Genomic DNA, 12,799 nt, shown 5'->3' with positions numbered 1-12,799 from the left:
GCCAGCCCAAAACAATCCCGATCCAGAACCTTGGCGTTCGGCATTTTTTTACAGCATCGCGTTACGGCGGAGGCATGACCGCATCCGTCTTTCTGACGATCGATACCGAGATTGTCTGGCGGCACCATGTCGCCGGTCACGATCTGGCCGAGCTGTATCGGCGGTCGTTCGAACCGGCCAATGTCGGCGTGTCCTATCAGCTGGAAATGCTGCGCGACCATGGGCTGAAGGCGACCTTCTTCGTCGACCCCATGCCGGCGATGGTTTATGGGCTCGATCCGATCCGGCGCGTGGTCGAGACGATCCTGTCCGCCGGGCAGGATGTGCAGCTGCACCTCCACCCGATGTGGGTGGGTGCCAAGGCGCAGGACCGCAGCGCAAGCTTCGCCCGGTTCGAGCTGATCGATTACAGCCGCGACGAGCAGGAGCAGCTGATCGCCGGCGCGCGTGACCTGCTGATTGCCGCCGGGGCACCGCCACCCGTTGCCTTCCGCGCCGGCAGCTATGGCGCCAATGACGACACCATCGACGCGCTGGCCGCACTCGGCTTCCGCTATGACAGCAGCCACAACGGCTCGATGCAGCCCTGGCCCTCTGCGGTCGGCCTGCCGCGGGACCAGATCGCCCCCATCGAGCATCGCGGGCTGCTCGAAGTGCCGGTATCGCTGATCGAGGAACGGCCCGGCCGGTTGCGCACCTTCCAGATTTGCGCGCTGTCGGCCGGCGAAATGCGCGCCGCGCTCGATCATGCGATGGCGGCCGGCCATGCCTGCATCACCATTGTCAGCCATGGTTTCGAACTGGCCAACCGCGCCGGCACCGCCGCCAACGCCATCCATGTCCGCCGGTTCGAGGCGCTGTGCGAAATGCTGGCAGAGGCGGGCTCGGCATTGCCGACGGCAACCTTCGCCAATTGCCCGCCCCTGCCGCTCGGACAGCGCGACGCGCCGCTTGCACCCAGCGAGGCGCGGCTGCGCTGGCGCCAGGCCGAGCAGCTCTGGTCGAACATGGTGGCCGAGCGCGCGGCATGAGCGCGGTCTCGCTCCCCCTGAAATTCCAGGTCGGCGCGCGCACCCTGTTCGTGGTGCGCCGCCGCCTGATCCGCGTGCCGCTGGATCTGGATGCCGTGCTGGCCGGCACCCCGCCCGCACTGCCCCCGCTCGACCGGGGGGCGGACGGCTATGCGATCACGTCGCTGCCCGACGAGCAGGTGGCAGCGCTCGCGCGCGCGGCCGGTGGCCTGATGCCCTGGGTGCGGCAGCGCTACACCCGTTATCATGTCGATCTGACGATCGGCCATGCCGCCTATCTGGCCGGCCTTTCCGCCAACACCCGCTCCTCGGTGAAGCGCAAGACCAAGAAGCTGGCGGCGGAGAGCGGCGGCGCGCTCGACATCCGCTGCTATCGCACGCCCGACGAGATGGCCGAATTTCATGCCGCCGCCCGCGCGGTTTCGGCCCGCACCTATCAGGAAGTGCTGCTGGGCAGCGGCCTGCCCGGGGACGAGGCGTTCTTGCGCGCGATGCTGGCGGCGGCAGCGGCCGGGCGGGCGCGGGGCTGGCTGTTGTTCATGGCCGGGCAGCCAATTGCCTATCTCTATTGCCCGGTGGTCGGCACCACGGTGCGCTATGACTATCTGGGGCATGACCCGGCGCATGCCGATCTATCGCCGGGCACCGTGCTGCAGATGGCAGCGCTCGCCGATCTGTTCGCCGAGGGCGGGCATCGGCATTTCGACTTCACCGAGGGGGAGGGGCAGCACAAGCGCCAGTTCGCAACCGGCGGGGTGCCCTGTGCCGATCTGCTGCTGCTGCGCCCGACGCTGGCGAACCGCGCGGCTATCCTGGCGCTGTCGGCGTTTGACGGGGCGATGGCGGCGGCGAAGCGCCTGGTGCTGCGCTTTGGCTTGCAGAGCATGGCCCGCAAGCTGCGACGTTAGGTTTTTTCGTTGAGGCGGTGCCGGCCCGCTCCCCCACCTGGGGCACCCCACAAAGTACTACTTTGTGGGGACCCCGACGGCCACCCACAAGATACTGCCGCTGGGTGGCCGGGTGGGGGAGCGGGCTGGCGTCGTTACCGTTTCAGCCGAGGCTGAAACCACGGCCAACTCCGGCTGCACCGGCCCGCACCATTGGCTATAGCGGGCCGATGCAGCTGAGCGCGCCTGCCCTGATCATGTCCGTCCGCCCGCATGGCGAGCATGGCGCGGTGGTGCGGGCGCTCTGCGCCGAGGCGGGACTGCTGCCGGGCTATGTGCGCGGCGCCCGGTCGCGCGCGCTGCGTCCGGTGCTGCTGCCGGCCAATCTGGTGCAGGCCGAGTGGCGGGCGCGGACCGGGGAGCAGCTGCCGGCGCTGACCGTCGAACTGATCGAAAGCCGCGCCGCGCTCCATGGCGAGCCGCTGCCGGCCGCGGCGCTGGAGTGGCTGACCGCGCTCACCGCCGCTGCGCTGCCCGAGGGGCAACCCTATCCGGCGCTGCACGCGCTGCTGTCGGCAGTGCTGTCGGCCATCGCGGCGGCGCCGGCGGCGCGCGACTGGGCGGCGGCGATCGTGCGCTATGAACTGGCACTGCTGGCCGAGCTGGGCTTTGGGCTGGACCTGGGCGCCTGTGTGGCGACTGGCGTCACCGAGGATCTGTGCTGGGTCAGCCCGAAAAGCGGCGCGGCGGTGAGTGCGGCGGCCGGGGCTGGCTATGCCGACCGGCTGCTGCCGCTGCCCGCGTTCATTCGCGACGGCGGCGGCGCCAGCCTGGAGGCGGTGCTGGCGGGGTTGCGGCTGAGCGGGCATTTCCTGGCGCGCGACGTGCTGACCGGGCGCGCCGCCACCGTGATCGCCGCGCGCGAGCGGCTGGTGGAGCGGCTGGTGGCGGCGGCGTGAGCGCTGCCGAAACCGGCCATTAACCATTTTTCGCGCTTAGTGCCGCCATGAACATGATGACGCGGCACTGGGCAGGCACGCCGGCAGTGGCGGCGGATGCGCTGCCGCTCGACCTTGCCGTCGTCATCCCCACCTTCAACGAGGCGGCCAATGTGCCGGTGCTGATCGCGCGGCTGGAGCTGGCGCTTGCCGGCCTGTCGTGGGAGGCGATCTTCGTCGATGATGACAGCCCCGACCGGACGGCCGACGCCGCGCGCGCGATTGCCCGCCTCGACCGGCGGGTGCGCGTGATCCAGCGGATCGGCCGGCGGGGGCTTTCATCCGCCTGTATCGAGGGGATGTGCGCGACCGCCGCGCCGCTGGTCGCGGTCATCGACGGCGACCTGCAGCATGACGAAGCGCTGCTGCCGGCGATGCACCGCGCGCTGGCGGAGGACCCGGCGCTCGATCTGGTGGTCGGCTCGCGCTTTGTCGCAGGCGGCGGCACCGGCGACTGGGACCGCGACCGGGTGGCCAAATCGGCGCTGGCGACGCGGCTTGCCCGCGCGGTGCTGCGCGCCGAGCTTGCCGACCCGATGAGCGGCTTCTTCATGATCCGCACCGAAACCGTCCGCGCGCTGGCGCCGCAGCTGTCGGCGATCGGCTTCAAGATCCTGCTCGACCTGCTGACCAGCAGCCCCCGGCCGCTGCGCCTGGTGGAGCTGCCCTATAGCTTCCGCAGCCGCGCGGTGGGGGAGAGCAAGCTCGATCACGTCGTGGCCATGGAATATCTGATCGCACTTTACGACCGGCTGCTGGGGCGGATCGTGCCGGTGCGCTTTGCGATGTTCTCGTGCATCGGGCTGATCGGGGTCGGGGTGCACATGGCCGCGCTGGGGCTGATGTTCGCGCTGGGCGCGGCGTTCCTGGCGGCGCAGGTGGTGGCGGCCTGGGTGGCGATGACGGGCAATTTCTTCCTGAACAACGCGCTCACCTATCGCGACCGCCGGCTAAGGGGCGGGCGGGCGCTGTTCGATGGCTGGGTGTCGTTCTGCGGGGTCTGCTCGGTGGGGGTGCTGGCCAATATCGGCGTCGCGGGCTTTCTGCACGATGTCCATAACGGCACCTGGATCGGCTCGGCGCTGGCCGGGGTTCTGGTGAGCGCGGTGTGGAATTATGCGCTGTCGTCGCGCTTCGTCTGGGGGCGTTATTAGCGCTAAGTAGAGCGTCTCGTGGACACCGGAACGCGTTTTTCCAACAAAAAGACACCTTCTCCCCCGCCCGGCGAAAGCGCGGCTTTCGGCGCCCGCAATTTTGCTTGGCATTGACGCGCGGCCACCGCCCCCGGCACAAGGCGCTCGCGATGAAACGACAGACCGGCCAATCCGAGACCGCGCGCCACTGGCGCCCCGCAACCCAGGCGGTGCGCGGCGGCACCGCGCGCAGCGAATGGGGCGAAACGAGCGAGGCGCTGTTCCTCACCTCCGGCTACAGCTATGACTGTGCCGGCGATGCCGCCGCGCGCTTTGCCGGCGAACAGGCGGGCATGACCTATTCGCGCCTGCAGAACCCGACCGTCGAAATGCTGGAAAAGCGCATCGCCCTGCTGGAAGGGGCGGAGGCGTGCCGCACCATGGCCAGCGGCATGGCGGCGATGACGGCGGCGCTGCTGTGCCAGTTGCAGGCGGGTGACCATGTCGTGGCGGGGCGCGCGGCGTTCGGCTCGTGCCGCTGGCTGGTCGACACGCTGCTGCCCCGGTTCGGCATTGCCAGCACCGTGGTCGATGCGCGCGATCCGGACGCGTTCGAGGCGGCAATCCGCCCCAATACCCGGCTGTTCTTCTTCGAAACGCCCGCCAACCCGACCATGGACATTGTCGATCTGGCCGCCGTCTGCGCGCTGGCCCGGGCGCGCGGCATCCGCACCGTGGTCGACAATGCCTTTGCCACCCCCGCGCTGCAGCGCCCGCTGGAATGGGGGGCGGACATCATTGCCTATTCGGCGACCAAGATGATGGACGGGCAGGGGCGCGTGCTGGCCGGCGCCGTGTGCGGCCCGCGCGATTTCATCGAGGGCGAGCTGCTGGCGTTCATCCGCAACACCGGCCCCACATTGTCGCCGTTCAACGCCTGGGTGGTGCTGAAGGGGCTGGAAACGCTCGATCTGCGCATCCGCCGGCAGAGCGAGAATGCGCTGGCGGTGGGGCGTTTTCTGGAAGCACGGGTGCCGCGCATCCTGCACCCCGGCCTGCCCAGCCACCCGCAGCACAATCTGGCGATGGCGCAGATGGCGGCGTGCGGGCCGATCTTTGCCTTTTTCGTCGATGGCCGGGCCCAGGCGCATGCGCTGCTCGACGCGCTCGACCTGATCGACATTTCGAACAATATCGGCGATTCCCGCTCGTTGATGACGCATCCTGCCTCCACCACCCATTCCGGCCTCAGCGAAGAGGTGCGCACCGACATGGGCATCAGCGAGGGGATGCTGCGGCTGAACGTGGGGCTGGAGGATCCGGCCGATCTGATCGACGATCTTGATCGCGCGCTCGCGCAGGCGGGGGTATAAGGGCGGCATGAAGGCGCTGTTCCCCAACATGGCCGAAACCGGCGGCATCGTCGTGCGCGTCTCGGTCAGCTATCTGAGCGAGCAGAGCGAGCCGCGCCGGGGGCGCTGGTTCTGGGCCTATCATATCCGCATCGAGAATGACGGCGATCAGGCCGTGCAGTTGCTGACCCGCCACTGGATCATCACCGACGGGCGGGGCGCGCGCCATTCGGTGGAGGGCGAAGGGGTGGTCGGCGAACAGCCGCTGATCCAGCCCGGCGGCAGCTTTGACTATGTGTCCGGCTGCCCGCTGCCCACGCCCACCGGATCGATGCAGGGCAGCTATCACATGATCGGGGCGGACGGCGTCGGCTTTGACGTGGCGATCCCCAAATTCGCGCTGATCGCGCCGGCGGTCGACAGTTGATCGCCGCCCGGTTGCGCCGCGCGCGCCCGGCTGAGCGGCCCGGGGGCGGCGCATGAAGCGCACCCATCTGCCGCTCAATGGCCTGCGCGTGTTCGACGCGGCGGCACGCCATCTGAGCTTCACCCGCGCCGCCGACGAGCTGGCAGTGACGCCGGCCGCCGTCGGCCAGCAGATCCGCGCGCTGGAGGAAACATTGGGCGTGGTGCTGTTCCGCCGCACGACCAAGGGGCTGGAACTGACGCCGGAAGGCGAAGCGGGGCTGGGCGCGTTGCGCGACGGGCTGCTCCAGTTCGAGGAATCGGTGCGCGCGATGCAGGCCGGCCAGTCTTCCAAGGCACTGGCGATTGCCGCGCCGCGCGACGTGATCGACAAATGGCTGTTGCCGCGGCTGGCCGAAATCGGCGCGCGCGACCGCGAGTTGCGCTTTCAGCTGATGACGGCGGACGACGCGCTGGACTTTACCGAGGCCAATCTCGACCTCGCCATCCGCTGGGGCACGGGGCCGGGCGAGCATGAGGGCGAGGCGATCGAGTCGGCGGGCATGGTGCTGGTCGAGCGGGCCGGCGGCGGTGCGGATGCGTGGATCGGCTGGCGCGGTTGCCCGGTGGAGGCGGGGCCGGCGCAGCTGATGGCAGGCGATGCCGGCCTTGCGATCGAGGCGGTGGCCGCCGGCATGGGCCGCGCCTGGGTGCCCGAACTGCTCGCCGCGCGCGACATTGCTGCCGGGCGGCTGGTGGCGGCACAGGGGCCGGTGCCGCATGGCGCGGGCTACTGGCTGGTCGCGCCGCTGCCGCAATGGCGCCAGAAAAAGGTGAAGGCGCTGGTCGAGGCGCTGGTGGCGTGACACCGGTTCTGGAAAGCGCGCGGCTGCGGTTGCGGCCGGTGGACGTGGACGATGCCGAGGCGCTGTTCGAGGCTTATTCGGACGTTGCGCTGATGCGCTATTGGTCAAGCGCGCCGCATGCCAGCGTGGAGGAGACCCGCGCCTATCTGGCCGGCCGGGATGCGGCGCGGCCATGGCGCGGCTGGGCAATCACCCGCAAGGGCAGCGATCGCGCGATCGGCACGGTTTTCACCGGCGAAATCCGCGCCGGGGCGGCGGAGATCGGCTATCTGCTCGCCCGCGCGCACTGGGGCAGCGGCATCGCGCGAGAGGCGGTGACGCGGGTGCTCGACCTGCTGCTGGTCACGGAGGACTGGCGCCGGATCGAGGCCGATACCGACCCGGACAATGCCGCGTCGAACGCGCTGCTCGGCAAATTGGGCTTCACGCAGGAGGGGCGGCTGCGCGCGGCGTGGGAAACGCATATCGGCGTGCGCGACAGCTTCATCTGGGGGCTGCTGCGCGACGAGTGGCGCTCAGTGGAGCGGGCCGTTGCCGCCTCAAAGTAACTGAACACCTCCCGCCCCGCGTTCACCCGGTCTTGCGCTGCGCCTCGGCGTCGTTGGTCAGGTCGAGCACCTCGATCTGCGGCACCACGTCGCGCGTGCGGATGCGCGAGCCGGTGAGCGTGGTGTAGCGCGCGGTATAGGTATAGCGCTCCACCCGCAGCAGTTCGGTCGCATCGGTGCCGGCGGCGACGGGGGCGTAGCGCCGCTTGCTCACCGCCTCGATCACCGGCTTTTCCCAGCCCGGCGTGAACGACCGGCTCTCGCGCAGCACGCCGACATCGCTCACCGTGCCGTCGGGTCGGATGGAAAAGCCGATATCGACCCACTGGTCGGCATAGGTCGCATCGGTGGTCAGCCGCCGCACCGCGCTGTTTTCGATGAACATGCCGTTGTAATCCATAACCTGCACGCTAGTTAGCGGCAGCTCAATCGTCGGCGCGAACAGCAGCACCGGGGTGCGGGTGCCGTTGCGGCGGCGATAATCGTCCACCAGCGCGTCGAGCGGCTTGGTATCGCCCTTGGCCGCCGCCACCTGGGCACGGATGATGCGCGCGGCATCGGCATAGCGCGCCAGCCCCGGCGTCGTGCCGTCGGTCAGCGCGCGATAGGCGCGGTCGGCATCGCCCTCCAACCCGGCAAGGCCCAGCTCGTCAATCCGGGTGAACATCTGCAGCTGGCGCAGCAGCGCGAGGCCCAGCACGTCGGACTTGCCGGCGGCGCGGGCGCGGCGCTCCACCGCGCGATAGGCGTCGGCTGCGGGCCGGAAGCGGCCGAAGCGCAGGAACATGTCGCCCACCTCGATCCGCGCTTCCAGTACGCGATTGTCATCCGCCGGCAGCGCCATGCGCAGCGTGTCGAGCGCGACGATGGTGTCGAGCTGGAACACCTCGCCCTCGCCCAGATGCGCGCCGACACGGGCATTGGCGCGCAGCAGGCCGGCCACATCCTCCGGCAGGTCGCGGCCGTAGCGCAGGTTGCGCGCCCGCCCGCCCAGCAGGGTGCCGCGCGCGCCCTTGTAATCGCCGGCCACGAACTGGTTCTCGGCATGGGCGATGGTGGCCGCGATATCCTCCTTGGGCGGGCATTTGCGTTCGAGGCACGCCTTCAGCGCGGCTTCCGTCGCGCTGAGCGGCCGGGCGGTGACGATGACGGTGCCGACGGGATCGGTCTGCGACAGGTCAACCCCTTGTGCCCCGGCCGGGGCGGTAAAGGCGAACAGGGCAGTGGCGGCCAACAATATGCTGCGCATGAACCTCTCCTTCGCTTGCTATCCTATCATAGACACAGGCTAGCTATGTATTGGGAAAGATCAATAATCTTGGTGGATTAAGCGCAGATGAACACAGGCTATTCTGGCGGCCTAGCCCAATGTCAGCCGCTGCACCTGCGTGCCGATGGCATAGACGTGGCGTTTGCCGCCGTCTGCCACGATGCGGAACTTGTTCGCTGCACGCGCAATCGGCACCGGCGCAAAGCTCTTGCCGCCGTCGCGCGTTTCAAAGCCGCCGGCCATCGTGCCCACCCAGCCGCGCGTCGCGTCGACAAAGCCGATGCCGAACTGGCGCGCCTTGGCATCGCTGACCAGTGGCAGCTCCTGCCAGCTCTTGCCGCCGTCGCTGGTCTTCACGATCAGCTGCTGCGCGCGATTGGGGTCATAGCTCTGGACGGTGGCAAAGCCGGTGCGGGCATCGACGAACGACGCCTTCCAGATCAGCTCGGCCGCGCGGCCCGATTTGTAGACGCTGGTCCAGCTCTTGCCGCCATCGGTGGTGCGCAGGATCAGCCCCTCGGTGGTGGCCGCGTCGCGGCTGGTGGAGGCGAAGACCAGCCCGGTCTGCTCGTCGAGGAACTTCACGTCCAGGATCATGCCGGCCTGCGCCGCCATGTCGATCACCGTCCAGCTCTTGCCGCTGTCGGTGGAGCGCAGAATGCCGGTCGGCCCGCCGACCCGGCCCGCCGCATGGATGACGTGGCGCGGCTCCAGTCTGCCCTGATAGATGCGCTGGGTGCGCAATATGTCGATCGCGCACACGCCGGCGATGGTCTTGCCGCCCAGATCGGCCGCGACCCAAGTCGCCCCGCCATCGTCGGTGCGGTAGAGCGGCGTGGTGTCGGTGACGCCGGGATAATAGTCCGTGCCGACATTGCCGATGAAGCCGGTCTGCCCATCGACAAAACCCAGCGCGCGGATGAAGGTGCCCGGCTTGCTGGCCACCTTCGCCCAGGTGGCGCCGCCGTCGGTCGTGCGGAACAGGTCGCCCTTGCCGGTGCCATACCAGCCATGGCGCGCATCGGCGAAGCTGATGTCGTCGCGCTTGCCGGGAAAGGCCTCGGTCGGCAGCGTCTGCCACGCCGGCTCGCCCGCATCGGTCGCCGCGCCGAGCAGCGGCAGCGCGGCGGCGGCCGTTCCGGCAACGAGCAAGTCACGCCTGCTGAAATCGGCCATTGCTGCCTCTCCCTCCGTTTGCGGTGTGTTATCAACGTGCCACAGGCCGGTCAACGTGCCGGCCTGTGTAACCGGTGGCGGCGCTCGCGCGAACTGGCGGCAGTTCATTCGCCACCGGGGGTGCCATGCCTGATCGTTTTCCTGTGCCCAGCATCGACAGCGTGACGGCGGCACTACGCTGGGCGCTGGTGTTCATCTTCGTGTTTTTCGGCGTGGCGAAGTTCGCCGCCTATGAGGCCGAAGGGGTCGCCCGCATCGCCAGCCATTACCCGCTGTTCGCCTGGATGTATCCGCTCTGGGGCCCGCGCGTCGCCAGCGACGTGATTGGCGTGATCGAGCTTTCCACCGCCGCCGCGCTGGCGCTGGGCGCCTTTTCGCCGCGCATCAGCGTGCTGGGCGGGGTGATGGGCATCTGCACCTTCGTCATCACGCTCAGCTTCAGCCTGGGCGCGCCGCTGTGGGAGGAAGGCTATGGCTTTCCGTTCATCGGCGGCCTGGCGCAGTTCCTGTTCAAGGATGCGGGGCTGCTGGCCGGCTGTTATGCGATTGCGGTGCTGTCCGCGCGCAAGGCCGGGCTGGCGCGCGACTGATCGTCACGCGTCGATTGCGTCCTCGTCAAGCCGGGCGGCATTTTCCTGGATGAAGTCGAACCGGTGGGCGGGGTTGGTGCCCATCAGCCGGTCGACCAGACCCTTCACTGCCGCGCGCTCCTCATATTCCTGCGGCAGGGTGATGCGCAGCAGCTGGCGGGTGCCCGGGTCCATCGTGGTTTCGCGCAGCTGCGCCGGGTTCATCTCGCCCAGCCCCTTGAAGCGGGCGACCTCCACCTTGCGCCCCTTGAACGCGGTCGCCTCCAGCCGGGCGCGGTCGGCATCGTCCATCGCATAAAGGCTCTTGGTGCCCGCCGTCAGCCGATAGAGCGGCGGCTGCGCCAGATACAGATGCCCGCGCCGCACCAGATCGGGCATTTCCTGAAAAAAGAAGGTCATCAAGAGCGTGGCGATATGCGCGCCGTCGACGTCGGCGTCGGTCATGATGATGATGCGTTCGTAGCGCAGATTGTCCGGCCGGCACTCCTTGCGCGTGCCGCAGCCCAGCGCCAGCGCCAGATCGGCGATTTCCTGATTGGCGCCGATCTTGGCGGCGGTGGCCGAGGCGACGTTCAATATCTTGCCGCGAATGGGCAGGATCGCCTGGTTCTTGCGGTTGCGCGCCTGCTTGGCGGAGCCGCCCGCCGAATCGCCTTCCACGATGAACAGCTCGGTCCCCTCCGGCCCGTCCTCGGCGCAGTCGGTCAGTTTGCCGGGCAGGCGCAGCTTGCGGCCGCTGGTCGCGTTCTTGCGCTTTACCTCGCGCTCGGCGCGGCGGCGCAGGCGCTCGTCCATCTTTTCGAGCACGAAGCCCAGCAACGCGCGGCCGCGCTCGCCATCGGCCAGGAAATGGTCGAAATGGTCGCGCACCGCGCGTTCCACCAGCGTGGCGGCTTCGGGGCTGGTCAGCCGGTCCTTGGTCTGGCTCTGGAATTGCGGCTCGCGGACGAACACGCTCAGCATCAGCTCGGCGCCGGTCACGATGTCGTCGGCGGCGATGTCCTTGGCCTTTTTCTGGCCGACCAGCTCGCCAAAGCCGCGAATGCCCTTCACCAGCGCGGCGCGCAGGCCCGCCTCATGGGTGCCGCCATCGGGGGTGGGGATGGTGTTGCAATACCAGCTATAGCTGCCTTCCGACCAGAGCGGCCAGCCGACCGCCCATTCGACGCGGCCCATCTTCTCGCCGTTCGGGCCATCGGGGAAGTCCTGCGATCCGTGGAAGAAATCGCTGGTCGCACAGTCGCGCGCGCCGATCTGCTCGCGCAGATGATCGGCCAGACCCCCGGGGAACTGGAACACCGCCTCGGCCGGGGTATCGTCGTGCAGCAGCTCGGCCGCGCAGCGCCAGCGGATCTCGACGCCGGCGAACAGATAGGCCTTGGACCGGGCCAGCTTGTAAAGCCGCTGCGGCTTGAAATGGAGTTCGGGGCCGAAAATCTGCGGATCGGGGACGAAGCGCACGGCCGTGCCGCGCCGGTTGGCAACCGGCCCCAGATTTTCCAGCGGCCCCTGCGTCACCCCGCGCGAAAACCGCTGGCGATAGAGCGTTTTCGCGCGCGCAACCTCCACCACGGTTTCCGCCGACAGCGCGTTGACCACGCTGACGCCCACGCCGTGCAACCCGCCCGAGGTGGCATAGGCCTTGCCCTCGAACTTGCCGCCCGAATGGAGCGTGGACAGGATCACTTCCAGCGCCGACTTGTCGGGGAATTTGGGGTGCGGATCGACCGGGATGCCCCGGCCATTGTCGGTTATGGTCAGCCGGTTGCCCGGCTCCAGCACGATGTCGATGCGTGTCGCATGGCCGGCGACGGCTTCGTCCATCGCATTGTCCAGCACTTCGGCGGCCAGATGGTGCAGCGCGCGTTCGTCGGTGCCGCCCACATACATGCCGGGCCGGCGGCGCACCGGCTCCAGCCCTTCGAGCACCTCGATCGAGGAGGCATTATACTCGCGCTCGGCCCGGGGGGCGGCGCCGAAAAGATCGTCGGACATGCGCCGGCTATAGGGGGCAGGTCAGCGCCCGCGCAAGCGGCGGGGCAAAAGCCGCCGTCACCCTGGGCTCGACCCGGGCTCCCGCTCTTCTTATGCGACGGCGCCGCCAATGGCGCTGGCCGAAAAGGCAGCGGGACCCCGGATCAAGTCCGGGGTGACGCAAATCGTGACGGATGCTTGCCTAGCGGAACTCAGCGCACGCGCGGGCCGCCGAACGGCATCGGCGGCGGCGGGCGGCGGTCGCGGCGGGGCAGCTGGGCCTGATAGGCGTGGCCGCAATGCTCCACGCAATAGGGGAAGCCCGGGTTCACCTTTTCACCGCAGAAATGGAAATCGGGCTCGCCGGGGTGGCCGAGCGGCCATTTGCAGATGCGGTCGTTCAGGTCGAGCAGGCTGGTCTTGCCGGCAATCTCGGGCGAGGGCTTGGCCGGCACCAGCCGGCGCGGCGGCGCGGGCGCGATGGGCGGTTGCTGCTCGCCGGGCGACTGGCGGACAAAGCCGCCCGGGCCGACCGAGCGCAGCACCGGTGCGGCCGGCTCGCGCGGCTC

General features: G+C 69.0%; 13 protein-coding genes. 9 read left to right on the top strand and 4 right to left on the bottom strand.

Annotated elements, in window-relative coordinates; genetic code table 11:
* Positions 1 to 74 precede the first annotated feature (74 nt).
* The 8 genes from K2Y03_RS07190 to K2Y03_RS07155 all read left to right on the top strand — a co-directional run bounded on the left by K2Y03_RS07190 (position 75) and on the right by K2Y03_RS07155 (position 7,220).
* Complete coding sequence (locus tag K2Y03_RS07190; RefSeq protein WP_294089592.1) at positions 75 to 1,031, top strand: polysaccharide deacetylase family protein; 957 nt, start codon at positions 75 to 77, stop codon at positions 1,029 to 1,031.
* Positions 1,028 to 1,939, top strand: coding sequence for a GNAT family N-acetyltransferase (locus tag K2Y03_RS07185; RefSeq protein ID WP_294089591.1), 912 nt, complete (start codon positions 1,028 to 1,030; stop codon positions 1,937 to 1,939). Before K2Y03_RS07190 ends, K2Y03_RS07185 begins: the two co-directional genes overlap by 4 nt.
* Before the next feature lie 209 nt (positions 1,940 to 2,148).
* Positions 2,149 to 2,877, top strand: coding sequence for a DNA repair protein RecO (gene recO / locus K2Y03_RS07180; RefSeq protein ID WP_294089589.1), 729 nt, complete (start codon positions 2,149 to 2,151; stop codon positions 2,875 to 2,877).
* Positions 2,878 to 2,924: 47 nt separating this feature from the next.
* On the top strand, positions 2,925 to 4,070 hold the full coding sequence (locus tag K2Y03_RS07175; RefSeq protein WP_294089587.1) for a glycosyltransferase family 2 protein: 1,146 nt from the start codon (positions 2,925 to 2,927) through the stop codon (positions 4,068 to 4,070).
* Positions 4,071 to 4,219: 149 nt separating this feature from the next.
* Positions 4,220 to 5,422, top strand: a complete 1,203-nt coding sequence (locus K2Y03_RS07170; RefSeq protein ID WP_294089586.1) for an aminotransferase class I/II-fold pyridoxal phosphate-dependent enzyme — start codon at positions 4,220 to 4,222, stop codon at positions 5,420 to 5,422.
* A gap of 7 nt (positions 5,423 to 5,429) precedes the next feature.
* The gene (gene apaG, locus K2Y03_RS07165; protein WP_294089585.1) at positions 5,430 to 5,828 is read left to right on the top strand and encodes a Co2+/Mg2+ efflux protein ApaG; all 399 of its coding nucleotides are present in this window, start codon (positions 5,430 to 5,432) and stop codon (positions 5,826 to 5,828) included.
* Between the two features lie 52 nt (positions 5,829 to 5,880).
* Entirely contained in the window at positions 5,881 to 6,672 is a 792-nt protein-coding gene (locus K2Y03_RS07160) for a LysR family transcriptional regulator (RefSeq protein WP_294089583.1), read from the top strand.
* A complete protein-coding gene (locus K2Y03_RS07155) occupies positions 6,669 to 7,220 on the top strand; it encodes a GNAT family N-acetyltransferase (RefSeq protein ID WP_294089581.1) in 552 nt (183 codons plus the stop codon). Before K2Y03_RS07160 ends, K2Y03_RS07155 begins: the two co-directional genes overlap by 4 nt.
* A 22-nt stretch (positions 7,221 to 7,242) precedes the next feature.
* Here the strand turns inward: K2Y03_RS07155 and K2Y03_RS07150 are convergent, their stop codons facing one another.
* Both K2Y03_RS07150 and K2Y03_RS07145 read right to left on the bottom strand, forming a co-directional pair.
* Positions 7,243 to 8,469 carry a hypothetical protein gene (locus tag K2Y03_RS07150; protein ID WP_294089580.1) on the bottom strand — a complete coding sequence of 409 codons (1,227 nt, stop codon included), beginning with the start codon at positions 8,467 to 8,469 and terminating at the stop codon, positions 7,243 to 7,245.
* Positions 8,470 to 8,580: 111 nt separating this feature from the next.
* The gene (locus K2Y03_RS07145) at positions 8,581 to 9,666 is read right to left on the bottom strand and encodes a hypothetical protein (RefSeq protein WP_294089579.1); all 1,086 of its coding nucleotides are present in this window, start codon (positions 9,664 to 9,666) and stop codon (positions 8,581 to 8,583) included.
* 125 nt (positions 9,667 to 9,791) lie between these two features.
* On the opposite strand from K2Y03_RS07145, the gene K2Y03_RS07140 reads away from it, so the two are divergent.
* The gene (locus K2Y03_RS07140; protein ID WP_294089578.1) at positions 9,792 to 10,256 is read left to right on the top strand and encodes a DUF417 family protein; all 465 of its coding nucleotides are present in this window, start codon (positions 9,792 to 9,794) and stop codon (positions 10,254 to 10,256) included.
* Between the two features lie 3 nt (positions 10,257 to 10,259).
* Here the strand turns inward: K2Y03_RS07140 and parE are convergent, their stop codons facing one another.
* Entirely contained in the window at positions 10,260 to 12,251 is a 1,992-nt protein-coding gene (gene parE, locus K2Y03_RS07135) for a DNA topoisomerase IV subunit B (RefSeq protein ID WP_294089577.1), read from the bottom strand.
* Between the two features lie 191 nt (positions 12,252 to 12,442).
* Positions 12,443 to 12,799 (bottom strand): GcrA family cell cycle regulator (locus tag K2Y03_RS07130; RefSeq protein WP_294089576.1); only part of this gene is annotated, 357 nt, incomplete at its 5' end.

The organism is Sphingomonas sp. (genome assembly GCF_019746015.1).
GTDB lineage: Bacteria > Pseudomonadota > Alphaproteobacteria > Sphingomonadales > Sphingomonadaceae > Sphingomonas.
Note: the sequence above shows the minus strand (reverse complement) of the source record. Positions and strands in the feature narration are given on the sequence as shown.